Annotated in this window: 29 protein-coding genes and 1 pseudogene; 26 read left to right on the top strand and 4 right to left on the bottom strand. The window is 61.7% G+C overall.

All coding sequences use genetic code 11. The annotated features are described in order from the left end of the window. Nucleotides 1-185 precede the first annotated feature (185 nt). Nucleotides 186-503: pseudogene (locus tag E3O45_RS13540) on the bottom strand (transposase); the annotation flags it as partial. 146 nt (nucleotides 504-649) lie between these two features. On the opposite strand from E3O45_RS13540, the gene E3O45_RS13535 reads away from it, so the two are divergent. Next, nucleotides 650-1,813 carry an IS701 family transposase gene (locus tag E3O45_RS13535; protein ID WP_370450375.1) on the top strand — a complete coding sequence of 388 codons (1,164 nt, stop codon included), beginning with the start codon at nucleotides 650-652 and terminating at the stop codon, nucleotides 1,811-1,813. 231 nt (nucleotides 1,814-2,044) lie between these two features. Here E3O45_RS13535 and E3O45_RS13530 read toward each other — a convergent pair whose 3' ends face one another. Next, entirely contained in the window at nucleotides 2,045-3,790 is a 1,746-nt protein-coding gene (locus tag E3O45_RS13530) for a DUF4012 domain-containing protein (protein ID WP_134443835.1), read from the bottom strand. 274 nt (nucleotides 3,791-4,064) lie between these two features. Between E3O45_RS13530 and E3O45_RS13525 the strand changes: the two genes are divergently transcribed. The 25 genes from E3O45_RS13525 (at nucleotide 4,065) to map (ending at nucleotide 19,191) form a co-directional block, all read left to right on the top strand. Beyond that, complete coding sequence (locus E3O45_RS13525; RefSeq protein ID WP_370450374.1) at nucleotides 4,065-5,531, top strand: sugar transferase; 1,467 nt, start codon at nucleotides 4,065-4,067, stop codon at nucleotides 5,529-5,531. Nucleotides 5,532-5,579: 48 nt separating this feature from the next. Next, a complete protein-coding gene (locus tag E3O45_RS13520; RefSeq protein WP_134443833.1) occupies nucleotides 5,580-6,038 on the top strand; it encodes a hypothetical protein in 459 nt (152 codons plus the stop codon). Nucleotides 6,039-6,577: 539 nt separating this feature from the next. Beyond that, nucleotides 6,578-6,886, top strand: coding sequence for a 30S ribosomal protein S10 (gene rpsJ / locus E3O45_RS13515; RefSeq protein WP_035834607.1), 309 nt, complete (start codon nucleotides 6,578-6,580; stop codon nucleotides 6,884-6,886). Nucleotides 6,887-6,894: 8 nt separating this feature from the next. Further along, the gene (rplC, locus tag E3O45_RS13510; RefSeq protein ID WP_092451157.1) at nucleotides 6,895-7,554 is read left to right on the top strand and encodes a 50S ribosomal protein L3; all 660 of its coding nucleotides are present in this window, start codon (nucleotides 6,895-6,897) and stop codon (nucleotides 7,552-7,554) included. Nucleotides 7,555-7,559: 5 nt separating this feature from the next. Then, nucleotides 7,560-8,210, top strand: a complete 651-nt coding sequence (gene rplD, locus E3O45_RS13505) for a 50S ribosomal protein L4 (protein WP_092451155.1) — start codon at nucleotides 7,560-7,562, stop codon at nucleotides 8,208-8,210. Next, on the top strand, nucleotides 8,210-8,512 hold the full coding sequence (rplW, locus tag E3O45_RS13500; protein ID WP_092107233.1) for a 50S ribosomal protein L23: 303 nt from the start codon (nucleotides 8,210-8,212) through the stop codon (nucleotides 8,510-8,512). Before rplD ends, rplW begins: the two co-directional genes overlap by 1 nt. Before the next feature lie 22 nt (nucleotides 8,513-8,534). Further along, nucleotides 8,535-9,374, top strand: coding sequence for a 50S ribosomal protein L2 (rplB, locus tag E3O45_RS13495; protein ID WP_092451153.1), 840 nt, complete (start codon nucleotides 8,535-8,537; stop codon nucleotides 9,372-9,374). 9 nt (nucleotides 9,375-9,383) lie between these two features. Further along, the gene (gene rpsS / locus E3O45_RS13490) at nucleotides 9,384-9,665 is read left to right on the top strand and encodes a 30S ribosomal protein S19 (protein WP_092107237.1); all 282 of its coding nucleotides are present in this window, start codon (nucleotides 9,384-9,386) and stop codon (nucleotides 9,663-9,665) included. Between the two features lie 26 nt (nucleotides 9,666-9,691). Continuing rightward, nucleotides 9,692-10,057, top strand: coding sequence for a 50S ribosomal protein L22 (gene rplV, locus E3O45_RS13485; protein ID WP_092339439.1), 366 nt, complete (start codon nucleotides 9,692-9,694; stop codon nucleotides 10,055-10,057). Further along, the gene (gene rpsC / locus E3O45_RS13480; protein ID WP_092107240.1) at nucleotides 10,057-10,827 is read left to right on the top strand and encodes a 30S ribosomal protein S3; all 771 of its coding nucleotides are present in this window, start codon (nucleotides 10,057-10,059) and stop codon (nucleotides 10,825-10,827) included. Before rplV ends, rpsC begins: the two co-directional genes overlap by 1 nt. Next, entirely contained in the window at nucleotides 10,827-11,246 is a 420-nt protein-coding gene (gene rplP / locus E3O45_RS13475) for a 50S ribosomal protein L16 (protein ID WP_092451151.1), read from the top strand. Before rpsC ends, rplP begins: the two co-directional genes overlap by 1 nt. Beyond that, a complete protein-coding gene (gene rpmC, locus E3O45_RS18285; RefSeq protein ID WP_134443832.1) occupies nucleotides 11,246-11,590 on the top strand; it encodes a 50S ribosomal protein L29 in 345 nt (114 codons plus the stop codon). Before rplP ends, rpmC begins: the two co-directional genes overlap by 1 nt. 2 nt (nucleotides 11,591-11,592) lie before the next feature. Further along, entirely contained in the window at nucleotides 11,593-11,892 is a 300-nt protein-coding gene (gene rpsQ, locus E3O45_RS13465) for a 30S ribosomal protein S17 (protein ID WP_092451147.1), read from the top strand. Nucleotides 11,893-11,926: 34 nt separating this feature from the next. Further along, on the top strand, nucleotides 11,927-12,295 hold the full coding sequence (gene rplN, locus E3O45_RS13460) for a 50S ribosomal protein L14 (protein WP_092451145.1): 369 nt from the start codon (nucleotides 11,927-11,929) through the stop codon (nucleotides 12,293-12,295). Nucleotides 12,296-12,297: 2 nt separating this feature from the next. After that, a complete protein-coding gene (gene rplX / locus E3O45_RS13455; protein WP_092451143.1) occupies nucleotides 12,298-12,657 on the top strand; it encodes a 50S ribosomal protein L24 in 360 nt (119 codons plus the stop codon). Beyond that, on the top strand, nucleotides 12,657-13,265 hold the full coding sequence (rplE, locus tag E3O45_RS13450) for a 50S ribosomal protein L5 (RefSeq protein ID WP_092451141.1): 609 nt from the start codon (nucleotides 12,657-12,659) through the stop codon (nucleotides 13,263-13,265). The genes rplX and rplE overlap by 1 nt, the downstream gene beginning before the upstream one ends. 187 nt (nucleotides 13,266-13,452) lie before the next feature. Then, a complete protein-coding gene (rpsH, locus tag E3O45_RS13445; protein ID WP_092107248.1) occupies nucleotides 13,453-13,851 on the top strand; it encodes a 30S ribosomal protein S8 in 399 nt (132 codons plus the stop codon). Nucleotides 13,852-13,857: 6 nt separating this feature from the next. After that, nucleotides 13,858-14,394, top strand: coding sequence for a 50S ribosomal protein L6 (gene rplF, locus E3O45_RS13440; RefSeq protein ID WP_092451139.1), 537 nt, complete (start codon nucleotides 13,858-13,860; stop codon nucleotides 14,392-14,394). A gap of 2 nt (nucleotides 14,395-14,396) precedes the next feature. Continuing rightward, nucleotides 14,397-14,768, top strand: coding sequence for a 50S ribosomal protein L18 (gene rplR, locus E3O45_RS13435; RefSeq protein ID WP_092107252.1), 372 nt, complete (start codon nucleotides 14,397-14,399; stop codon nucleotides 14,766-14,768). Beyond that, complete coding sequence (gene rpsE, locus E3O45_RS13430; RefSeq protein ID WP_370449991.1) at nucleotides 14,765-15,472, top strand: 30S ribosomal protein S5; 708 nt, start codon at nucleotides 14,765-14,767, stop codon at nucleotides 15,470-15,472. The genes rplR and rpsE overlap by 4 nt, the downstream gene beginning before the upstream one ends. Continuing rightward, complete coding sequence (gene rpmD, locus E3O45_RS13425; protein WP_066597599.1) at nucleotides 15,472-15,654, top strand: 50S ribosomal protein L30; 183 nt, start codon at nucleotides 15,472-15,474, stop codon at nucleotides 15,652-15,654. The genes rpsE and rpmD overlap by 1 nt, the downstream gene beginning before the upstream one ends. Next, complete coding sequence (rplO, locus tag E3O45_RS13420; RefSeq protein ID WP_134443831.1) at nucleotides 15,654-16,214, top strand: 50S ribosomal protein L15; 561 nt, start codon at nucleotides 15,654-15,656, stop codon at nucleotides 16,212-16,214. The genes rpmD and rplO overlap by 1 nt, the downstream gene beginning before the upstream one ends. A gap of 128 nt (nucleotides 16,215-16,342) precedes the next feature. After that, a complete protein-coding gene (gene secY, locus E3O45_RS13415) occupies nucleotides 16,343-17,665 on the top strand; it encodes a preprotein translocase subunit SecY (RefSeq protein ID WP_134443830.1) in 1,323 nt (440 codons plus the stop codon). Beyond that, nucleotides 17,662-18,258: an adenylate kinase gene (locus E3O45_RS13410; protein WP_134443829.1), complete on the top strand. Its 597-nt coding sequence runs from the start codon at nucleotides 17,662-17,664 to the stop codon at nucleotides 18,256-18,258. Before secY ends, E3O45_RS13410 begins: the two co-directional genes overlap by 4 nt. A gap of 102 nt (nucleotides 18,259-18,360) precedes the next feature. Continuing rightward, nucleotides 18,361-19,191, top strand: a complete 831-nt coding sequence (gene map, locus E3O45_RS13405) for a type I methionyl aminopeptidase (protein ID WP_241985355.1) — start codon at nucleotides 18,361-18,363, stop codon at nucleotides 19,189-19,191. Nucleotides 19,192-19,245: 54 nt separating this feature from the next. Here the strand turns inward: map and E3O45_RS13400 are convergent, their stop codons facing one another. Further along, nucleotides 19,246-20,193, bottom strand: a complete 948-nt coding sequence (locus E3O45_RS13400; RefSeq protein ID WP_134443828.1) for an NUDIX domain-containing protein — start codon at nucleotides 20,191-20,193, stop codon at nucleotides 19,246-19,248. Beyond that, nucleotides 20,193-22,367: an RNA degradosome polyphosphate kinase gene (locus E3O45_RS13395; RefSeq protein WP_134443827.1), complete on the bottom strand. Its 2,175-nt coding sequence runs from the start codon at nucleotides 22,365-22,367 to the stop codon at nucleotides 20,193-20,195. The genes E3O45_RS13400 and E3O45_RS13395 overlap by 1 nt, the downstream gene beginning before the upstream one ends. Nucleotides 22,368-22,431: the final 64 nt, after the last annotated feature.

Here is a 22,431-nt window from a genome sequence, read left to right as displayed (position 1 = left end):
CCACGAATTGGAAGCAAGCCCTCAGCCAGCTCGTGATGATTTACCCCGACCGAATCAACCCCCACCTCTAACCAATTCCCAACACTTACACAAAAGATTTGACAGGCTCTCATGCTGATCTCTACTTTCAGTAACGCCCCATTTTAAGAGGGCCCACTGTCCGAGATATCCGCAGCAGCTCACTGCGCCCGGTTCACGGTCGAGTTCACCGACACTTCCCACTCGATTAGCCCGGCGGCATCAGCCTGGGACAGCAACTCTGTGAGGATCTTGTCCCAGGTGCCGTCGCCGCTGAACCGGTGGTGCCGCTTCCATACCGTCTGCCACGGACCAAAACTCTCCGGCAAATCCCGCCAAGGAATCCCGGTTCGATACCGGTAGATGATCCCCTCCACCACGCGGCGATGCTCCTGAAAGGGGCGGCCACCCTTCGCCGCAGCAGACGGCATCAACTGCTCGATCAACGACCACTGCGAATCAGTAAGGAAAACGGTGCGAGACACACATCTAAATGCTCTCACAACCAACCCGCTGGGTTAGGAGACACGCCCTAGTACTACAGTCGCGTTTATTTTTGGCTGTATCGGCGGTCTAATCGGACTTTTGCGCCGAATCCTGTTAATCATGACGGGTAAGCGATGATATTTGGGTGGCAGAGATACAGGGATGGGCGCAAGGCCTCGAGGAGATCCGCGGGTTGATCGGGGACAAGTTTGCGCGCTCGGAACCGCGGAACAACGCGGTCAGTTACATTCGTGGCCTGCTCTCGGACGAGGAGCGGAAGAACTCCTGGACCTTGTCTGAACGGGCTGGCCACGGCACCCCTGATGGGATGCAGCGGCTGCTCTCGACCACGGATTGGGACGCGGATGCCGTGCGCGATGCCTTGTTCGGCTACGTGAAAAAGCACTTGGGCGACCCCAAGGGGATTTTTGCGATTGACGAGACCGGTTTCCTGAAAAAGGGGACGGCGTCGGCCGGGGTGGCACGCCAGTATTCGGGCACCGCCGGGCGGGTGGAAAATTGCCAGATTGGAGTGTTCCTCACCTACGAGTCCCCGGCCGGGCGGACATTCCTGGACCGGGAGCTGTACCTGCCCAAAGCGTGGATCGATGATGCCGGGCGGCGCGAGCGAGCGGGAATCCCCGAGGACCGGGTGATGGCCACCAAGCCCGTGCTGGCCGCCGAGATGATCGAGCGCGCCCTGGACGCCGGCATCGAGGCCGAATGGACCACCGGGGATGCCGTCTACGGCCAACACACCGAGCTGCGCCGCCGGCTGGAGGCCCGCGGCATGCACTACGTGATGGCCGTGCCCATGAACCAGCGAGCCATCACCCCAAGCCCGGGTTCATTGGGCGTCGAAGGGCGGGCCGATCGACTCTTCGCCGCACTGGACGGGCGAGCCTGGCGCACTCGGACTGCCGGCACCGGGACCAAGGGTGAACGCCTTTACTCGTGGGCCAGGATCCGCATCAACGGCCCCGCCGAGACAGGGGAACATTGGCTGCTGGCCCGCCGCTCCCTGAAAGACCCCACTGACCTGGCGTACTTCATCTGCCACACACCCGAGAACGTCACCCTGATCGAGATGGCCCGTGTCGCCGGAGCGCGCTGGGCCATCGAAGAAACCTTCCAAACTTCCAAAGGCGAAACCGGACTCGACCACTACCAAGTACGGCAATACACCGGCTGGTACCGACACATCACCCTCTCCATGTTCGCCCACGCTTTTCTCAGCGTCATTCGCTCTAAAAGGGGGCCCACATCCAGACTCCGACCAGCTGGTAAGGCTCTCACTGCCCGAAATTAGGCACCTCATCGCCCGGATCGCCTGGCACCAGAAACCAGATCCTCGCCACGTGATTCGCTGCTCCCTCTGGCGACGAAAACACCAACACCGCGCCCAGCAATGCCATTACAAAGCCCGCGGTCACACCCCACAAACGCGACTGTAGTACTAGGTAGTCGCGTCAACTGCTGGAACAAATCCGTGAGGGCGCCTCTGCGGGCGAGAACCGAAGGGGAGGTGTGCCTTTCTGCCTCAGCAAGTCGCCGGGTCCAAAGTTCTGGCTGTGGTGTTGATCATCGGCGTGCCTCGCACTTCCAATGGCCCGAAAGCTCCGGGAGCGCCAGTAAACGTTGCTGTGACTGCGCTCGTTTCACCCGGCGCCAGATAGGCAGTGAACGAAGCGACGGGGCGTCCGAGGTCTGTCGCTCCAGCATTCTGCATCGTGTCGACGCCCTCGGAGTCAACGCTAGCTTCGGTCAGCGTTGCTCCCACGGGGCCATAGACAAAGACCTGCGTGCTGAACATGTCGGCTCCAAAATTGAAGCTATTTACATAGTCGGGCAGCGCTTTCGCTTGCTCGACCGTCAGATTGGAATGTAGGGTCACGGTCGTCGTGAAGGTGGGGTTTTCGGGCGAGGAACACACGTCGCTCGTGGTGTGGGTAGCTGTTTGGAGGTAGTAGTCAATCTTTGACGCTGACGTGTCTCGGTAATAGGCACCGATGACGGTTTGCGCATCGTTGGACGTGGGAAGAACGCCCTGTATGCGAGTTCCGTCAAGAAGGGCTTGTTCCGAGGGATCACTGCTCCACATCATGATGCTTCCCTGGTTGACGCTTTGTGTGATCGCTGCAAACATTTCTTTTAAATCAAAGTCTCCGCTAGTGACCTTATTGAGCACCGCAGATGCAGCCTCCTGGAAAAAAGTGTCGGCGACTTCTGGTTCCGCGTAGCTATCGGTGCGAAAATAAATTTCGTTTACAAGCAATGAGACTGCGTTTTCGCTCGACAGAATATCGCCCGATGCGAGAGGGATAGGCCCTGTGGCTCGGAGGATATACGACAGCGCGAGAGGGTCGACGGAGATGACCCCATCAACGCTGGCGCCTTGGTCGCGTTGCCAAAATGTGCTCATGATTTGGGCGGCGGTGGGAAAATCAGGTCGACTTGTCGATGTATTCACGTGGGTCACCAAATACGCGCTGTATAGGTCGAGGGCGCTTTGATCTATTGGAACGGTTACAGGCGTGCCTGCAGTGAAGTCTCCACTTCCCTTTTGGTCAACAATTGCAATCGCGCCACCATCGATAGACATCATTGTGTACGAGGCAGCACTGCCGCCGAGAGCAGTACTCTCGGCGTTGTTTTGGAAAGCAAGGAGGTAATTGCGGGGCGAGTCCCTACCCAGTGCAGCACTTGCAACTTTCAGTACTTCACCAGCGGAATCTAATGGACCGCTCGCCTTGGAGAGCATGCCTTGTAGCTGGACCACGGCTGCGGTCACGGGGCCGAATGTCTTCGCGTGGTTGACTCCGTCGAGTTTCGCGCGGGACGTTGTGATTATCGGTTTGGCCGCGGCAACGATTTTCTCGACTTCAGTAAGTGGGCTCAGGTCGAACCCGCCGGTCTCTGGGTCGCGTTTAGCGAGATCGAAACCTGTCACGACGTCCACTGCGGGCGCAGCAACATCCTGCGCAATGGCGTCAATGCTTTCAGCGACAACACGCACGGCCGCTAAGTTGTCACCGAGATAGGGGATGACCTCAGCTGCGCGCCAAATCGGGTCCTGAGCGTGGGTGACTGCGCTGGCAGAGTGCACAAGCAACTCGTCGCTTGACTTCGCCAGGGCATCAAGATTGAAGTCCGAAGCCTCAGCCTGCATTTGTTCGACCAAACCTTGGGCGCTCTCGAGTTCGCTTTTCACCACGAGCGCACGCGTTGCGACCCAGGTGCCGGCGCCCAAAATGAGAACAACGGCAACCCCTGCTCCTATCCACACTCGACGCTTCGTCGTTGATCGCGTGGTTTGTCGGTGCGCATGGGCGCGCGTAGCGCGCGCGGAGTCTCTGGAAATCACAGGTCAACACTAGACGAGCGTTTCGGTGAAGTCGGCGAATGTCGACGGAAGTGGTGATCGATGCGCCATAAACGGGGGGTAGTCTATGAGCGGGTCGACCACGAACCTGCCCGTTCTATGTGAAAAGATAGAACTAACGTCGTCGGGTTCGAGATTTTACAGAAGCGACGGTCTGAAACCCCAGGGGGAACAACGCGTGGCAGTGACCGATAGGCGCACCATAGGCACTACACGACGCAAGTCGTGGCAACGCGCGTTTGCGGTGCGACTATTTGCCACCGATGCTCTCGTAGTATCGTGCGTGGTGTATGGATCCCAACTGTTGTGGTTTGGTTTTGCACCGGTTGAATTGGTCGCCGAGGGCGGTCTTGATCTTCGCGCGAGTTACCTTGCGGTTTCGGTTGTTCTCGTCGTTTCGTGGATGGTGATGCTCGACGTCTTTGCAACGCGCGACCATAAGGTTATCGGCAGCGGCACTCTCGAGTACAAGAGAGTGGCCGACGCGACCGTTCGTCTATTCGGGTCATTCGCCATCGTCGCTTACTTGTTCAAGCTCGAAGTTGCCCGAGGGTATTTTCTGACCGCGCTTCCTATCGGCCTGATTGTGTTGGTTCTTTCTCGGTGGAGTTGGCGCCAGTGGCTGCGCAAGCAGCAGAAGGCCGGGGGCTATTTGTCGCGGGCGCTGCTTATGGGCGAGCGATTGAAAGCCACGCACGTTGCCAAGACCATCATGCGCGCTCAGGGGTCGGGACTGCTGTTGGTTGGAGCGCTCAGCCAGCTTGATGGCCATTCCAGGCGGCCCATCCAGGGAATTCCGATTCTTGGTGGCTATGACGAACTCATCAGAGTCGTCGACGAATCGCAGGCCGACACGGTAATTCTCACCGGCGCCGACGAGATCAACCCCGAAGTGATGCGCCGAGTGGGGTGGGAGCTCGACGCACGTGATATCGAGCTCATCGTGGCGCCAGCACTCACCGACGTAGCCGGCCCGCGAATCCACGCACGGCCCGTAGCCGGCCTTCCTCTTATCCACGTGAGCTACCCGGCTTTTGAAGGAGCGCGGCGCTGGACCAAGCGTAGTTTTGACATCGTTGCTTCGTCGCTGCTCATTCTGCTGAGTTCTCCGGTGCTCATCGGCGTGGCAATAGCAGTGAAGCGATCGAGCCCCGGCGATATCATCTACCGCCAGGTACGAGTCGGTCGCACCGGTGAAGCCTTTGGCATGTTGAAGTTTCGCTCCATGGTTCAAGACGCTGACGACCAACTTGAGAGCCTGCTCGACGCCCAGGGCACGTCTGACACTCCGCTGTTCAAGGTCACCAATGACCCGCGCATCACCTCTGTCGGCCTGTTCATTCGTAAGTTCTCGCTCGACGAACTGCCGCAGCTGTTCAACGTGCTGATCGGCGACATGAGCCTTGTGGGGCCTCGCCCGCAGCGCGCTGCCGAAGTCGCCCTGTACGACGACGCCGCGCACCGACGTCTGATCATGAAGCCGGGTATGAGCGGGCTCTGGCAGGTGAGTGGGCGATCCAATCTCAGCTGGGAAGACAGCATCCGACTTGATCTGTATTACGTCGAGAACTGGTCGATGACCGCGGATATCCAGATTCTCTGGCGCACGTTTCGGGCCGTCGCCCACCCCGAAGGTGCCGTTTAACGGGTCGACCCCGGGGCAGGATTGCGAGGATCCGGTTATGGTCTGCTCATGCAGATATCGAAACTTGAAATGCGCATCCTGATGGCGATCGCGATCTTGGTGGTCGGCATCCTCGCCGTGGTGATCGTGCCGCGACTGGTCGGGTCCGCCCCCGCTGCCCAATCGGCCGTTGGGCCGGAAGCGTCCGCGCCGGCCCCGAGCGCGATCCTTACCCCGACGCTTGCGCCGACGCCCATTCCTTCGCCGATTGCGAAGACGGAACAGCAGATCCTCGACGACATCGTGGCGAGCACGGTCAGCGTCTACAGCGTGTTGGTCTGCAACAGTCTCGAAGAGTACGCTGCCCTGTCGATCCCCGAAATCATCACCACGGTGCTGGCCGAATACCCGACATCGGGCCTCTCCGACCAGTCGCGTCAAATCATGGCCGAGCGAGTGCTGACCGAGTCCGCCGCCAAGAGCTGCGCGGACCAGAGTCCGCGCGTCGTCGCCGGCATTCAGGGCTAGCCCCGCGCAGACCAGCAGACCAGCAGACCAGCAGACCAGCAGACCAGCAGACCAGCAGACCAGCAGAGTGCAGGACCTGGGCCGGCCGCGGGCCTACGCCTGAGAATCGCCCGACAAGAACGATCCGACGAGACGTGTGCGACACGCCCGGGTTGCACGAAGTGGCAACTGTGTGGCAGACTCTTCTAGTTCAACACTTTTGGCGTGCGCTACGCGTCGCCGGAATCACTGCCAGGCAGTGCATAGTCGCGTCACCCTCTACGAAGAACACTTGTCGCAAGAGCAACGATCGCAGGCTAGGCCGCAGGGAGCAGAGCGCAGCATAAATCAACGATCTGGTCGGCGTGGGTAAAACCGTGTCGTCCCCCAGGTTCTGCTCTGGGAGTCGGCGTTGATGATGAGCGTCGTTTATTCGTACGTGAATCAAATTGACATTTGAACAGTGGTGCTTTCAGCAGCAGTGCTACTACGGCGTCCAATGCAACCTCGGCAAACAGTGCCGTTGTCTGTAAGACGCCTCGACAGAGAGAGAGTTCGACATGGCGGGACAGAAGATCCGCATTCGACTTAAGTCGTATGACCACGAGGTCATCGACATTTCGGCGCGCAAGATCGTCGACACAGTGACCCGTGCGGGCGCTACAGTCGTCGGCCCGGTGCCGCTTCCGACCGAGAAGAACGTGGTGTGTGTCATCCGTTCTCCTCACAAGTACAAGGACAGCCGGGAGCACTTTGAAATGCGCACCCACAAGCGTCTGATCGACATTATCGACCCGACCCCGAAGGCTGTTGACTCGCTCATGCGCCTCGACCTTCCGGCCGACGTCAACATCGAGATCAAGCTCTAGGGCCCGCGATGTCTTACGCAGATACCAAAACCACCAAGGGTCTCCTTGGCAAGAAGCTCGGCATGACCCAGGTGTGGGACGAGAACAATAAGCTTGTTCCCGTTACCGTCATCGAAATCGCGCCGAACGTTGTCACGCAGGTTCGCACCAAGGCCGTCGACGGCTACAACGGCGTTCAGATCGCCGCTGGCCCCATCGACCCGCGCAAGGTCAACAAGCCCCTTGCCGGTCACTTCGACAAGGCCGGCGTCACGCCGCGTCGCCACATCACCGAGCTCCGCACCGCGGATGCCGCTGACTACAACCTCGGCCAGGAGCTCACCGTTGACGGTGTTTTCGCTGCCGGCACCAAGGTTGACGTCATGGGCACCAGCAAGGGTAAGGGCTTCGCCGGTGTTATGAAGCGTCACAACTTCAAGGGTGTTTCCTCCTCACACGGTTCGCACCGTAACCACCGCAAGCCCGGTTCCATCGGTGCTTCTTCGACCCCGAGCCGTGTCTTCAAGGGCATGCGCATGGCTGGTCGTATGGGTGGCGAGCGCGTAACCGTGCTGAACCTCAAGGTGCACGCTATTGACGCCGATAAGGGCCTCATGCTCGTCAAGGGTGCCGTTCCCGGTGCTCGTGGCCGCCTCGTATTCGTTCGCAACGCAGTGAAGGGAGCGTAGTCCTTATGGCTACAGCACTCGACATCATTGACGCCAAGGGCAAGAAGGCAGGCTCTGCCGAGCTTCCCGACGAGCTCTTCGACGTTCCCGCCAACATTCCTCTCATTCACCAGGTCGTTGTTGCGCAGCTCGCTGCCGCACGCCAGGGAACGAGCAAGGTCAAGCGCCGTGGAGAAGTTTCCGGTGCCGGCCGCAAGCCGTTCAAGCAGAAAGGAACCGGTCGCGCTCGTCAGGGCTCGATCCGCGCTCCTCAGATGACCGGTGGTGGAATCGTCCACGGACCGACCCCGCGCAGCTACGACCAGCGCACCCCGAAAAAGATGATTGCCGCAGCCCTCAAGGGTGCACTGAGCGACCGCGCCCGCGGTGGCCGCCTGCACATCGTCGAGGCACTGTTCACGGCTGAGACCCCCAACACGAAGATTGCCCTGGAGCTGCTCTCGCAGATCGCCACGAGCAAGCACGTGCTGGTTGTTCTTGAGCGTACCGACGAGATCACGTTGCGCAGCATTCGCAACATCCCGACGGTGCACATCCTCTCGTGGGACCAGCTCAACGCCTACGACGTGCTCGTCAGCGACGACATTGTCTTCACCACCGCCGCGTTCAACGCGTTTGTGGAGAGCAAGACCAAGAAGGAAGAGGTGGCCGCATAATGACTATCGCGACCAACAAGGACCCCCGCGACATCATCATCTCTCCGGTTGTCTCTGAGAAGAGCTACGGCCTGATTGACGAGGGTAAGTACACCTTCATCGTTGACCCCCGCTCGAACAAGACGGAGATCAAGCTCGCGATCGAAAAGATCTTCAAGGTGCAGGTCGCTTCGATCAACACCCTGAACCGCGTGGGCAAGACTCGCCGCACCAAGTTCGGCATGGGCAAGCGCAAGGACACCAAGCGTGCCATTGTCACGCTCAAGTCTGGCTCCATCGACATCTTCACGGCCGTCGGCTAAGCGACAGGCAGAGGGATAACTAATGGCTATTCGTAAGTACAAGCCCACGACCCCGGGTCGACGCGGTTCATCCGTTGCCGACTTCGCGGAAATCACGCGTTCCACCCCGGAGAAGTCGCTTCTGCGTCCCCTCTCCAAGACCGGTGGACGTAACAACCAGGGCCGCATCACGACCCGTCACATCGGTGGTGGCCACAAGCGCCAGTACCGCGTGATCGACTTCAAGCGCAACGACAAGGACGGCGTCAACGCCCGCGTCGCTGAAATTGAATATGACCCGAACCGCACGGCGCGCATCGCGCTCCTGCACTTCATCGACGGCACGAAGCGTTACATCATCGCGCCGAACAAGCTCAGCCAGGGCGACATCATCGAGTCGGGAGCCGGGGCTGACATCAAGCCCGGCAACAACCTGCCGTTGAAGAACATCCCCACCGGTACCATCATTCACGCGATCGAGCTGCGTCCGGGTGGCGGCGCCAAGATGGCCCGCTCCGCCGGAGCATCCGTTCGTCTGGTCGCGAAGGAGGGCGTCTACGCCCAGCTTCGTCTGCCGTCTGGTGAAATCCGCAACGTGGATGCTCGCTGCCGCGCGACGATCGGCGAGGTCGGTAACGCCGAGCAGTCGAACATCAACTGGGGCAAGGCCGGACGTATGCGCTGGAAAGGCGTTCGCCCGACCGTTCGTGGTGTTGCCATGAACCCGGTCGATCACCCGCACGGTGGTGGTGAGGGTAAGACGTCCGGTGGACGTCACCCCGTCAGCCCCTGGGGCCAGAAGGAAGGGCGCACCCGCCACCCGAATAAGGAAAGCGACAAGCTCATTGTTCGTCGCCGCACCGTCGGCAAGAAGCGTAAGTAGGAGTAGACGATGCCAAGAAGTCTTAAGAAAGGCCCTTTCGTTGACGACCACCTGCTTCGCAAGGTGTTCGCGGCGAACGAAGCCAAGAGCAAGAACGTAATCAAGACCTGGTCGCGCCGCTCGATGATCATCCCCGACATGCTCGGACACACCATCGCAGTGCACGACGGACGCAAGCACATCCCGGTGTTCGTCACCGAGAGCATGGTCGGCCACAAGCTCGGCGAGTTTGCGCCCACCCGCACCTTCCGTGGACACGTGAAGGACGACAAGAAGGGCCGTCGCCGCTAGCGCGGGGACGTGAAGGAGGAGAAGAAATGGTGGAGTCGATCGCACGCGTGCGTCACATCCGCGTTACCCCCCAGAAGGCTCGTCGCGTCGTTGACATGATCCGCGGCAAGCAGGCGCATGAAGCGCTGGGAATTCTGAAGTTTGCGCCCCAGGGCGCATCCGATCCGGTGTACAAGCTGGTGGCCTCGGCCATCGCCAACGCCCGGGTGAAGGCAGATGCAGCCAACACGTATCTGGACGAGCAGGACCTGTTCATCAGCCGGGCATTCGTTGACGAGGGTACGACCCTCAAGCGTTTCCAGGCTCGTGCCCAGGGTCGCGCATTCGAAATCAAGAAGCGCACCAGCCACATCACGGTTGTGCTCACCACTCCTGAGGAGGGTACGAAGTAATGGGTCAGAAAGTAAACCCCTATGGCTTCCGTCTGGGAATCACCACCGATCACGTATCGCGTTGGTTCTCTGACTCGACCAAGCCGGGTCAGCGTTACGCTGACTTTGTCGCAGAAGACGTCAAGATTCGTCGCCTGCTGAGCACCAGCCTCGACCGTGCCGGCGTCAGCCGCATCGAGATCGAGCGCACTCGTGACCGCGTTCGCGTTGACATTCACACCGCCCGTCCGGGCATTGTGATTGGTCGCCGCGGCGCGGAGGCCGAGCGCATCCGCTCTGACCTGGAGAAGCTCACCGCCAAGCAGATTCAGCTGAACATCCTCGAGGTCAAGAACCCCGAACAGGATGCCCAGCTGGTCGCGCAGGGTATCGCCGAGCAGCTCTCCGCACGTGTGGCTTTCCGCCGCGCGATGCGTAAGGGCCTGCAGGGCGCACAGCGCGCCGGCGCCAAGGGTGTTCGCATCCAGGTGTCCGGTCGTCTGGGTGGCGCCGAGATGAGCCGCAGCGAGTTCTACCGCGAAGGCCGGGTGCCCCTGCACACGCTTCGCGCGAACATCGACTACGGCTTCTACGAAGCCAAGACCACCTTCGGCCGCATCGGCGTGAAGGTCTGGATCTACAAGGGCGACATCACCAACAAGGAACTCGCTCGCGAGCAGGCCAACGCTAAGTCGTCCCGCCCCGAGCGTCGTGACGATCGACCGCGCCGTGCACCTCGTGCAGATGCTCCGGCAGCGGCACCGGTCGCAGCAGGAGTTGAGGCTAAATAATGTTGATTCCACGTAGAGTCAAGCACCGCAAGCAGCACCACCCGGGTCGTACCGGCCACGCTACTGGTGGCACCACGGTCTCCTTCGGTGACTATGGCATCCAGGCGCTGACCCCCGCGTACGTGACCAACCGTCAGATCGAGTCCGCTCGTATCGCCATGACGCGTCACATCAAGCGTGGCGGAAAGGTGTGGATCAACATCTACCCCGACCGCCCGCTGACCAAGAAGCCGGCCGAAACCCGCATGGGTTCCGGTAAGGGTTCGGTCGAGTGGTGGGTTGCCAACGTCAAGCCGGGTCGCGTTCTCTTCGAGCTCAGTGGTGTCACCGACGCCGTTGCGAAAGAGGCACTTACCCGTGCAATTCACAAGCTGCCCCTCAAGGCACGCATCATCAAGCGCGAGGAGGGCGACGCATAATGGCGATCGGAACCAAGGAGCTCGCCCCAGTCGAGCTCGACACTTTTGACAATGAGAAGCTGTTCGAAGAGCTGAAGAAGGCCAAGGAAGAGCTGTTCAACCTGCGCTTCCAGTCGGCCACCGGTCAGCTCGAGAGCCACGGCCGCCTCCGCGCGGTCAAGCGCGATATCGCTCGCATCTACACGGTTCTCCGTGAGCGCGAGCTGGGCATTCGTGCGACCCCGGTCGCAGTCCCGGCTCCGGCCAAGGCTGAGAAGGCCGACAAGAAAACCAAGAAGGCCAAGGCCGCAGACGAGTCCACGGACGACGCTGCAGCCGAGACCGTCGAGACGAAGGAGGCCTAGTCATGGCGAAGACTGACGAAACGGTCGTCGCAGCCGAGGCAGAAGCTCTCGTTCGCGGTTACCGCAAGACGCTGCGTGGTTACGTGACCAGCGACAAGATGAACAAAACCATCATTGTCGTGGTCGAAGACCGCGTGAAGCACCCGTTGTACGGCAAGGTCATCCGCCGTACATCCAAGCTGAAGGCGCACGATGAGGCGAACTCCGCCGGCATCGGCGACCTGGTCCTGATCAGTGAGACCCGTCCGCTTAGCGCCTCCAAGCGCTGGCGCCTGGTCGAGATTCTTGAGAAGGCCAAGTAAGCCGCGCGCTTACTTGACGTAAAGGAGTTATAAAGTGCTTCAGCAAGAATCACGAGTACGGGTTGCCGACAACAGCGGCGCCAAGGAACTCTTGACCATCCGCGTTCTCGGTGGCTCCGGCCGTCGTTACGCCGGCCTGGGCGACGTCATCGTCGCCACGGTCAAGGATGCAATCCCGGGCGGAAACGTCAAGAAGGGTGACATCGTCAAAGCTGTCATCGTTCGCACCAAGAAGGAAACCCGTCGTCCAGACGGCTCCTACATTAAGTTCGATGAGAACGCTGCAGTGATCTTGAAGGCAGACGGTGACCCCCGCGGCACCCGAATCTTCGGACCGGTCGGTCGCGAGCTTCGCGACAAGAAGTTCATGAAGATCATCTCGCTGGCACCGGAGGTTATTTAATCATGGCCAGAATCAAAAAAGGTGACCTCGTACAGGTCATCAGCGGCCGCAGCCAGGCTCGCGGCGGAGACCGTGGCAAGCAGGGCAAGATCATCTCCGTCGACGTCGAGAAGAACCGTGTCCTCGTTGAGGGCATCAACTTCGTGACCAAGCACGTTCGCGTCGGACAGACCCAGCGCGGCACCAAGACGGGTGGCATCGAGACCTTCGAAGCCGCCATCCACGTGTCCAACGTTGCCATCGTCGACCCGGAGACCAAGAAGCCGACCCGCGTCGGCTTCCGCCAGGAAGAGGTAACGAAGGACGGCGTCACCAAGACGGTCCGCATTCGTTACGCCAAGAAGTCAGGGAAGGACCTCTAATGACTGACACCGTTACCGGCACCGCCCCTGAGGGCACCGCGCCCGTCAAGGCCCTGCCGCGTCTGAAGCAGAAGTACCGCGATGAGATCAGTGCCAAGCTCTCCGAGGAACTCGGCTTCACCAACGTGCACCGTATCCCCACCCTGACGAAGATTGTCGTCAACATGGGTGTCGGAGAAGCAGCACGCGACGGCAAGGTGATGGACGGTGCGGTTTCTGACCTCACCAAGATCACCGGCCAGAAGCCGCAGGTCACCAAGGCTCGCAAGTCCATCGCGCAGTTCAAACTGCGTGAGGGACAGCCCATCGGCGCCCACGTCACCCTTCGTGGCGACCGCATGTGGGAGTTCCTGGACCGGCTGCTCAGCCTGGCCCTTCCTCGCATCCGTGACTTCCGCGGCCTGTCCGACAAGCAGTTCGATGGTGCGGGCAACTACACCTTCGGTCTGACCGAGCAGGTTATGTTCCACGAAATCGACCAGGACCGCATTGACCGCGTTCGCGGTATGGACATCACGGTTGTTACGACCGCGAAGTCCAACGATGAGGGTCGCGCGCTGCTCAAGGCGCTCGGCTTCCCGTTCAAGACGGCCGACGCACAGAAGTAGCGTTTTTCAACTAGAGTTGGGAGCTTGCGCTTGCGAGCTCCCAACTCATGGTTGGCCCCGCCGTGCAGAAATGCCAGGCGCACACAGATTTTCACCCCGGAAGCCGTTCAACCGATCGGTTTCCTCACCACCACAGGTCGTCATTCGCGTAACGGATGATGAAACCAGGCGAGAAAGGCACCACAAAATGACAATGACAGATCCGGTCGCAGACATGCTGACCAGACTGCGCAACGCTAACTCGGCGTACCACGACACAGTGTCGATGCCGCATAGCAAATTGAAAGCGCACATCGCTGACATCCTCAAGGCACAGGGTTATATCTCTGCCTGGACCGTCAAGGATGCAACAGTAGGCAAGACCCTCACGCTGGACCTCAAGTTCGGTCCGAACCGTGAGCGTTCCATCGTCGGCATCAAGCGGGTTTCCAAGCCCGGCCTGCGCGTGTACGCAAAGTCGACTGAGATCCCCACGGTTCTCGGCGGCCTCGGCGTTGCCATCCTGTCCACCTCCAGCGGTCTGCTTACCGACCGCCAGGCTGAGAAGAAGGGCGTAGGCGGAGAAGTTCTCGCCTACGTGTGGTAACTGAGAATGTCACGTATTGGAAGACTCCCCATCCCGATCCCTGCCGGGGTCACGGTTGTGGCTGACGGCCAGGCCGTCTCCGTCAAGGGCCCGAAGGGCGAGCTCGCGCTCGTCGTTTCCAACCCCATCACGGTGTCAATCGAGGACGGTCACGTTCTCGTCACCCGTCCGAACGACGAACGCCAGTCGCGTTCGCTGCACGGTCTGACTCGCACCCTGATCAACAACCAGATCATCGGCGTAACCGTTGGTTACACCAAGGGTCTCGAAATCGTCGGTACCGGTTACCGCGCGGCGCAGAAGGGCACCTCTGTTGAGTTCGCCCTCGGCTTCTCGCACCCGGTCGTCGTCGAGCCGCCCGTCGGCATCGTTCTGACCGTGGAGAGCGTCAACAAGCTCACGGTCAGCGGAATCGACAAGCAGGCCGTCGGCGAGGTTGCCGCCAACATCCGTAAGATTCGCAAGCCAGAGCCCTACAAGGGCAAGGGTGTGCGTTACGCCGGCGAGATTGTTCGCCGCAAGGCCGGAAAGAGCGGTAAGTAGCCATGGGACTCGGAACTAGAGGCAAGAGCAAGGCCGCAGCCCGCGGACGTCGACACACCCGTCTTCGCAAGAAGATCGAGGGAACGGCGCTTCGCCCGCGCCTCGTCGTCACGCGCTCGGCTCGCCACGTATTCGTGCAGGTCGTCGACGATAGCAAGGGCTTCACCCTTGCGTCGGCATCCACGCTCGAAACGGACTTGCGCACCTTCGATGGTGACAAGACCGCCAAGGCCCGCAAGGTCGGTGAGCTCGTTGCTGAACGTGCGAAAGCCGCCGGCATCGAAGCCGTTGTATTTGACCGTGGTGGCAGCAAGTACGCAGGACGCGTCGCTGCCATCGCTGAAGGAGCTCGAGAGGGTGGATTGAACCTGTGAGCACTGAAAAGATCGAAACCACAGCACCTGTTGAGGCCGTTGCGGTTGCACCGGTTGAAACCGCTGCGTCCACGACCCCGCCGCAGAACGAGCCCCGCGAGGCTCGTCGTGGTGGCCGTGAGCGCAACCCGAACAAGGACCGCGGAAGCCGCGATGCCGACAAGAGCCAGTTCCTGGAGCGCGTCGTCACCATCAACCGCGTGTCGAAGGTCGTCAAGGGTGGTCGTCGCTTCAGCTTCACCGCTCTCGTCGTTGTCGGCGACGGTAACGGACTGGTCGGCGTTGGATACGGTAAGGCCCGCGAGGTCCCGACCGCTATCTCCAAGGGCGTCGAAGAGGCGAAGAAGAACTTCTTCCGCGTTCCTCGCGTTGGCCTGACCATCCCGCACCCCGTACAGGGTGAGGCCGCAGCCGGCGTCGTTCTGCTTCGTCCGGCAGCAGCAGGTACCGGCGTTATCGCCGGTGGCCCGGTGCGCGCCGTACTCGAATGCGCTGGCATCCACGACGTGCTGAGCAAGTCGCTCGGCTCGTCGAACACCATCAACATCGTGCACGCCACGGTCGAGGCACTGCACCAGCTCGAAGAGCCGCGTGCGGTTGCGGCTCGCCGCGGCCTGGCCTATGAAGACGTGGCTCCGGCCCGTTTCCTGCGTGCCGACGCTGCTGCAGCTGCAGCAGCCGCAACCGCGAAGGCAGGTGCCTGATGGCCCAGCTGAAGATCACACAGATCAAGTCCAAAATTAGTGAGAAGCAGAACCAGCGCGACACTCTTCGCAGCCTGGGTCTGCGACGCATTGGCGCCGTTACGATCCGCGAGGACAACTCGCAGAACCGTGGCTACGTCAACACCGTCGCTCACCTCGTAAAGGTCGAGGAGATTGACTAATGGCTGACGAGAAGGAAGCTACCAAGGTAGCCGACAAGCCCGCCACGAAGAAGGCCGCTGCCCCCAAAAAGGCCGCAGCACCGAAGAAGGCCCCCGTTGCAGCCGAGCCGACTGAGCCCCGCGAGCACGTGCTGAAGGTACACCACCTTCGCCCGGCTCCCGGAGCGAAGAAGGCCCGCATGCGCGTTGGCCGTGGTGAAGGATCCAAGGGTAAGACCGCGGGTCGAGGCACCAAGGGCACGAAAGCGCGTTACAGCGTACGCGTCGGCTTCGAGGGTGGGCAGATGCCTCTGCACATGCGCACCCCGAAACTGCGTGGATTCAAGAACCCGTTCCGCGTCGAGTACCAGGTTGTCAACCTGGAAAAGCTCGAACTGCTCTACCCGAACGGCGGCGATGTCACCATCGCCAGCCTGATCGCCAAGGGTGCGGTTCGTGACAACGAAAAAGTCAAGGTTCTCGGTACCGGTGAGATTACCGTTAAGCTGAACGTGACGGTCGACAAGGTCTCTGCTTCAGCTGAGCAGAAAATTGTTGCCGCGGGCGGATCTGTAAAGTAAACCCGTAGACGCTCCATCGAGCTTGTCGAATCCGTCAATCGAGTTCAATCGTTTGGTGTGATTCGACAAGCTCGATCGTTTTAAGTCGACCCGCGCGGGTCGGTCTGCGTAAATATCTGGAGGCCTTTTTGTTCAGCGCCATTGCGCGGATCTTCCGCACACCCGACCTTCGCAAGAAGATCGGCTTCACCCTGGGCATTATTGCTCTGTTCCGCTTGGGCTCGTTCATCCCGGCCCCGTTCGTGGACTTCGGCAACGTGCAGCTGTGTCTGGCAGCCAACCAGGGATCGAGCGGCCTCTACGAGCTCGTCAACCTGTTCAGCGGTGGCGCCCTGCTCCAGCTCAGCGTGTTCGCCCTCGGAATTATGCCGTACATCACGGCGTCGATCATCGTGCAGCTGCTGCGCGTGGTCATCCCCCACTTCGACACCCTCTATAAGGAGGGTGCCTCCGGTCAGAGCACACTGACCCAGTACACCCGCTACCTCACGATCGCCCTCGGCATTCTGCAGTCGACCACGCTGATCACTGTCGCCCGCAGCGGCGCCCTGTTTGGCACATCCGCCAGCACCGAGTGCACGCAGCTGATCACCAACGACGCCTGGTATGCCATCATGCTCATGGTCATCACGATGACCGCCGGCACCGGCGTCATCATGTGGATGGGTGAGCTCGTCACCGAACGCGGCGTCGGCAACGGCATGTCGCTCATGATCTTCATCTCGATCGCAGCTTTGTTCCCCGGATCGCTCGGCTCCATCGGCCAGCAGCAGGGCCTCGACACCCTCATCATCGTGCTGATCGTCGGAATTCTGGTGGTCGCCGGCGTGGTCTTCGTCGAGCAATCCCAGCGGCGAATACCGGTGCAGTACGCCAAACGCATGGTGGGGCGCCGCACCTACGGCGGCAACAACACCTACATTCCGATCAAGGTCAACATGGCCGGCGTGATCCCCGTGATCTTCGCCTCCTCTCTGCTCTACCTGCCCGCCCTACTCGCGCAGTTCAACCAGCCGGCCGCCGGCACCGAGGCTCCGGCCTGGGTCGTCTGGATCTCCAACAACCTCACCGGTGGGGACCAGCCGCTGTACATGGCCATGTACTTCTTCCTGATCATCGGCTTCACCTACTTCTACGTGGCGATCACGTTCAACCCCGAAGAAGTCGCCGACAATATGAAGAAGTATGGCGGATTCATTCCCGGCATCCGCGCCGGCCGCCCGACCGCCGAGTACCTCGACTTCGTGCTGACCCGCATCACACTTCCGGGCTCGCTCTACCTGGGCTTTATCGCGTTGATTCCACTCGTCGCATTCTCGGTTATCGGCGCCGACCAGAACTTCCCGTTCGGCGGCGCGAGCATTCTCATCATCGTCGGCGTGGGGCTCGAGACGGTCAAGCAGATCGACTCGCAACTGCAACAGCGACACTATGAGGGGCTTCTTAAATGACGCGCTTACTACTGATCGGCCCGCCCGGCGCTGGCAAAGGCACCCAGGCGGAGCGCTTGGCGCTCGCCTTCGATATTCCCGCCATCTCCACCGGCGACATCTTTCGCTACAACGTGACCAACAACACCCCGTTGGGGGTCGAGGTCAAGTCGTTCATGGACGCCGGGGCATACGTTCCCGACACCCTCACCAACGCCATTGTCGCTGACCGGCTCAACGAAGCGGATGCTGCCGACGGCTTTCTGCTTGACGGCTACCCGCGCACGACCGACCAGGTCGCTGAGCTCGACCGTCTGCTAAGTGCAGCGGGCACCCAGCTCGACGTCGTCGTTCTCATCACCGCCGACACTGACGAGGTCGTCGCGCGGCTGCTGAAGCGTGCGGCCGAGCAGGGCCGCGCGGACGACACGGCCGACGTCATCCGTCATCGTCTGGACGTGTACGCGGAGCAGACCGCTCCGCTGATCGATGTGTACAGCGCTCGTGGCCTCGTCGTCACGATCGATGGCCTCGGTGCCGTTGAGGCGGTCACCGACCGCATTCTCGCGGCCCTGGCCGAGGGCGGTCTGCGCCCCGACAGCAGCACGCTCTAATACCCGTTTGGGGCCGGGCCTGACTCGGCCCATCATCATCTGCACCACCACTTAAATAAGAAAAGATCGCTCCCCTTCTCGGAGCTAGTTTGTAGGAAATCAGTGAGTTTTCGTCGTTCCATCTACAAGAACCCCGCCCAGCTGCGCCTCATGGTCGCGCCGGGCCTGGCCACCGCGGCATCGCTCGCGGCCGCCCGCGCGGCCATGGTGATCGGGGCCACCACCCTCGAACTCGACGCTGCGGCCGAGGCCGCCATCGTCGCGCTCGGCGGCAAGCCGAACTTCAAACTCGAAGCCGGATATCACCACACCGTGTGTGCCTCAGTGAACGACGATGTCGTGCACGGCATCCCCTCCGGGAGACGCCTCGCGGCCGGCGACATCGTCTCGATCGACAGCGGAGCCATTATCGAGGGCTGGAACGGCGACGCCGCGTTCAGCTTCGTGCTGCCAGACGCGTCGCGGCCCGAGGTCGTGGCTGAGCGTCAGAAGCTGTCCGATGTCACCGAGCAGTCCCTGTGGCACGGCATCGCCCGGCTGCACACCGCGCGCCACCTGAACGAGGTCGGTGACGCCATCGAAGATTACGTGGAGTCGCAGGGTAGCTACGGCATCCTGACCGACTATGTCGGCCACGGCATCGGCCGTTCGATGCACGAGGCTCCGCCCGTGTTCAACTACCGCGTACGCCCCAAGGGTCCGGATGTGAAGCCGGGCCTCGTCGTCGCCATCGAGCCGATGGTCGTGCTCGGATCGATCGATACCTACACCCGGGACGACGACTGGACCGTTGCCACCAGCGACGGCAAGGCCGCAGCGCATTGGGAACACAGTATCGCCGTGCACAAGGATGGCATCTGGGTGCTCACCGCCGAAGACGGCGGCGCAGCCGGCCTCGCCCAGTTCGGCATCACTCCCGTTCCGATCCCGTAGCGACGCTTCGCGAGACCGCCATCGACCAAAGCGAGCGGGCCCGCGAAACGCGGGTCAGGCGGTTGCGCGGAACGTCTCGATGGCCAGGATGCCCGCGGCCGGGTTCTCCGACGACAGGTGCACGATCGAGAACCCGCCGGTGTCGAGGTCTGCGGCGTCGAACAGCGCCGTGGTCGGCTGACTCCCGGTAGCCAGCGCGATTTCCCGCATGATCTCCGGCAGCACCGGCCCGTGGCTGCAGAAAACAGCGGTTTTGCGGGAGCGTACGCGCTTGCCGACGATGGAGCGCACATCCGCTTCACCGCTTTCGAGCGCGTCCTGGCTGATCAGATCCGTCTGCTTGATCGGGATGCCCGTAGCGGCGGCGAGCGGAGCCACCGTCGTGACGCACCGCACGGCCGTGCTCGAGATAATGCGCAGCGGGCGCCAGGCCGTGATCGTGGCCACGAGGCCCGTTGCCTGCGTCACCCCACGCGCCGTCAGCGGACGACGCGCGTCCGGGCCGGCGCCGGTGCGCGGCGCGGCCTTGCCATGGCGCAGCGCGATCAGCGCGAACGTGCGGGTGACGCCGGAGTCGACGAGGGCGGAGAACGTCTCGAGAATCTCGACATCGGCCGGGTAACTCAGGTAGCTGCGGGCCTTTTTGATGGTCACCCACTCGATCGCGGCGACCTCACCGTTGGGAACGAAGGTTGACCGCGCGATCGCGTCCGGGGTGATTTCGGCGGCCCAGTAGTGCACGATCTTGGTGCGGCCGTCGGGCATGTCGTAGTGCGATACCCCGAGCGGAACCCCGAGCGCCACGTCCAGCCCGGTCTCTTCCGCGACCTCGCGGACCGCGGTGCGGGGCAGCGACTCGCCCGGATCCACCTTGCCCTTGGGGATGGTGACATCGCCGTGCACGGTGCGGTGAATGAGCAGCACGTGCATGCGGCCGTCGATCAGGCGCCAGCAGACGGCTCCGGCGGCGTACACGTTCGGGTCGGTGGTCTTGACCGCCATCAGCGCCGCGCCGGCGGTCGTTTGCGGGCATTGATCTGCTGCATCAACCGGTTCTGCATGTCGCTGAGGTGCACGCCGTTCTCGTCGACGTCGTGGCGGGTCCAGTGACCGGTGTCATCGAGCCACCAACTGGAGGTTCGATCGTCCATGGCCCGTTCGAACAGCGCCTCGATTTCGAGCAGATGTTCCGGGTCGACCAGTCGCACGAGCGCCTCCACCCGGCGGTCGAGGTTGCGGTGCATCATGTCGGCGCTGCCGATGAACACCTGCGTGTCCCCGAGGTTGTGAAAGGAGAAGATGCGCGAGTGCTCGAGGTACCGGCCGAGAATCGACCGCACCCGAATGTTCTCGCTCATGCCGGGAACGCCCGGTTTGAGGCTGCAAATGCCGCGCACCCAGACGTCGACGTGCACGCCGGCCTGGCTGGCCCGGTACAGCGCGTCGATAATGTCCTCGTCGACCATCGAGTTGACCTTGATGCGGATGCCGCTGGTCGCCCCCGAGAGGGCGTTGTCGGTTTCCGCCTGGATCTGCTTGAGCAGGGCCTTGCGCAAATGCAGGGGAGCCACGAGCAGTCGCTTGAACTTTTTCTCGATGGCGTAACCCGACAACTCGTTGAACAGGCGGGTGAGGTCCTTGCCGACCTGGGCATCCGCTGTCAGCAAGCCGAGGTCTTCGTAGATGCGGCTGGTCTTCGGGTTGTAGTTTCCGGTGCCGATGTGGCTGTAGTGCCGCAAAACGCCCTTCTCGTAGCGCACCACGAGGGCGAGCTTGCAGTGCGTTTTGAGGCCGACCAGTCCGTAGACGACGTGCACGCCGGCCTTTTCGAGCTTGCGTGCCCAGGTGATGTTGGCCTGCTCGTCGAACCGTGCCTTGATCTCGACCAGGGCGAGCACCTGCTTGCCGCTGTCGGCGGCGGCGATGAGCGCCTCGACGATGGGGCTGTCGCCGGAGGTACGGTACAGCGTCTGCTTGATGGCGAGCACGTTCGGGTCGGCCGCGGCCTGCTCCAGAAACGCCTGCACGCTCGTCGCGAACGACTCATACGGGTGGTGCAGCAGCACGTCGCGCCGCGCGACGGCCGTGAAGATGTCCTGCTCGGCGTTCGGCTCGCTCGGCAGCAGCTGCGCGGCCGTGGTCGGTACGTGCTTGGCGAAGTGCAGGTCGGGGCGGTCGATGCGCAGGTCGAACAGTCCGCCGAGGTCGAGCGGCGCCGGCAGGTGGTAGACCTCCTGCTCGGTCACGTCGAGTTCGCGAACGAGCAGCCCGAGGGTGACCTCGTCCATGTCCTCGGTGATCTCCAGTCGAATGGGCGGGCCGAACCGGCGACGCAGCAGCTCCTTCTCGAGCGCTTTGATCAGGTTCTCGGTCTCGTCCTCGTCGATTTCGACGTCTTCGTTACGGGTGACCCGAAACACGTGGTGTTCCAGAATCTCCATGCCCGGAAACAGGTCGCCGAGCTGGTTGGCGATGAGATCTTCGAGCGCGATATAGCGGATGCGATCGACAGACTCGGTGCGGTCGACCCGCACGAAGCGCGGCAGCATCGGTGGCACCTTGAGCCGGGCGAACTCTTGCTTGCCCGTTTTGGTGTTGCGCACCCGCACGGCCAGGTTGAGGGAGAGGCCGGAGATATAGGGGAACGGATGCGCCGGGTCGACCGCCAGGGGCATCAGCACCGGAAAGATCTGGTTGGAGAAGTAGGTGCGCAGCGAGCGACGGTCGGCGTCGCCGAGGCTCTGCCAGTCGACGACGTCGACGCCGGCCGTGGCGAGGGCCGGACGCACGAGGTTCTGAAAAGCGAGGGCGTGGCGATCCTGCAGGGCATGGGCGGCCGCCGAGATATCGCTCAGGACGTCCTGCGGGGCCCGGCCGACGTTCGTCGGAACGGCCAGGCCGGTCAGGATGCGGCGTTTCAGGCCGGCGACGCGCACCATGAAGAATTCGTCGAGGTTGCTCGCGAAGATGGCGAGAAAGTTGGTGCGTTCCAACACCGGCAGGGACTCGTCTTCGGCCAGTTCGAGCACGCGCTGGTTGAAGGCGAGCCAGCTCAGCTCGCGGTCGAGGTAACGGTCGTCGGGCAGCGCCGGATCGAGTTTTGAGAAGAGTGGGTCGAAGTCGTCATCGAAGTCCGTTCCGAGACCCGAGTCCGCTTGAGTGATTTCGCCGTCCATCTGTCCATCCTGACACCCTTGGTCACGCCACCGCGACGAACCGGGTGAACGTCTGACGAAATAT

This window comes from Cryobacterium sp. TMS1-20-1, from assembly GCF_004402355.1.
Classification (GTDB): domain Bacteria; phylum Actinomycetota; class Actinomycetes; order Actinomycetales; family Microbacteriaceae; genus Cryobacterium; species Cryobacterium levicorallinum.
The sequence above is the reverse complement of the archived record's forward strand: the minus strand, read 5'-3'. Positions and strand labels throughout refer to the sequence as shown.

Excerpts from the sequence above, each read along its gene's own strand:
- rplW (WP_092107233.1), top strand. The coding sequence starts at position 8,210 with ATGACTATCGCGACCAACAAGGACCCCCGCGACATCATCATCTCTCCG.
- rplO (WP_134443831.1), top strand. The coding sequence starts at position 15,654 with ATGGCTGACGAGAAGGAAGCTACCAAGGTAGCCGACAAGCCCGCCACG.
- E3O45_RS13395 (WP_134443827.1), bottom strand. The coding sequence starts at position 22,367 with ATGGACGGCGAAATCACTCAAGCGGACTCGGGTCTCGGAACGGACTTC.
- rpsS (WP_092107237.1), top strand. The coding sequence starts at position 9,384 with ATGCCAAGAAGTCTTAAGAAAGGCCCTTTCGTTGACGACCACCTGCTT.
- rplD (WP_092451155.1), top strand. The coding sequence starts at position 7,560 with ATGGCTACAGCACTCGACATCATTGACGCCAAGGGCAAGAAGGCAGGC.
- rpmC (WP_134443832.1), top strand. The coding sequence starts at position 11,246 with ATGGCGATCGGAACCAAGGAGCTCGCCCCAGTCGAGCTCGACACTTTT.
- rpsQ (WP_092451147.1), top strand. The coding sequence starts at position 11,593 with ATGGCGAAGACTGACGAAACGGTCGTCGCAGCCGAGGCAGAAGCTCTC.
- E3O45_RS13400 (WP_134443828.1), bottom strand. The coding sequence starts at position 20,193 with ATGGCGGTCAAGACCACCGACCCGAACGTGTACGCCGCCGGAGCCGTC.
- rplX (WP_092451143.1), top strand. The coding sequence starts at position 12,298 with ATGGCCAGAATCAAAAAAGGTGACCTCGTACAGGTCATCAGCGGCCGC.
- rpsC (WP_092107240.1), top strand. The coding sequence starts at position 10,057 with ATGGGTCAGAAAGTAAACCCCTATGGCTTCCGTCTGGGAATCACCACC.
- rpmD (WP_066597599.1), top strand. The coding sequence starts at position 15,472 with ATGGCCCAGCTGAAGATCACACAGATCAAGTCCAAAATTAGTGAGAAG.
- rplV (WP_092339439.1), top strand. The coding sequence starts at position 9,692 with ATGGTGGAGTCGATCGCACGCGTGCGTCACATCCGCGTTACCCCCCAG.
- rplC (WP_092451157.1), top strand. The coding sequence starts at position 6,895 with ATGTCTTACGCAGATACCAAAACCACCAAGGGTCTCCTTGGCAAGAAG.
- rpsJ (WP_035834607.1), top strand. The coding sequence starts at position 6,578 with ATGGCGGGACAGAAGATCCGCATTCGACTTAAGTCGTATGACCACGAG.
- rpsH (WP_092107248.1), top strand. The coding sequence starts at position 13,453 with ATGACAATGACAGATCCGGTCGCAGACATGCTGACCAGACTGCGCAAC.
- rplF (WP_092451139.1), top strand. The coding sequence starts at position 13,858 with ATGTCACGTATTGGAAGACTCCCCATCCCGATCCCTGCCGGGGTCACG.
- E3O45_RS13520 (WP_134443833.1), top strand. The coding sequence starts at position 5,580 with ATGCAGATATCGAAACTTGAAATGCGCATCCTGATGGCGATCGCGATC.
- rplB (WP_092451153.1), top strand. The coding sequence starts at position 8,535 with ATGGCTATTCGTAAGTACAAGCCCACGACCCCGGGTCGACGCGGTTCA.
- E3O45_RS13410 (WP_134443829.1), top strand. The coding sequence starts at position 17,662 with ATGACGCGCTTACTACTGATCGGCCCGCCCGGCGCTGGCAAAGGCACC.
- rplP (WP_092451151.1), top strand. The coding sequence starts at position 10,827 with ATGTTGATTCCACGTAGAGTCAAGCACCGCAAGCAGCACCACCCGGGT.
- rplE (WP_092451141.1), top strand. The coding sequence starts at position 12,657 with ATGACTGACACCGTTACCGGCACCGCCCCTGAGGGCACCGCGCCCGTC.
- rplR (WP_092107252.1), top strand. The coding sequence starts at position 14,397 with ATGGGACTCGGAACTAGAGGCAAGAGCAAGGCCGCAGCCCGCGGACGT.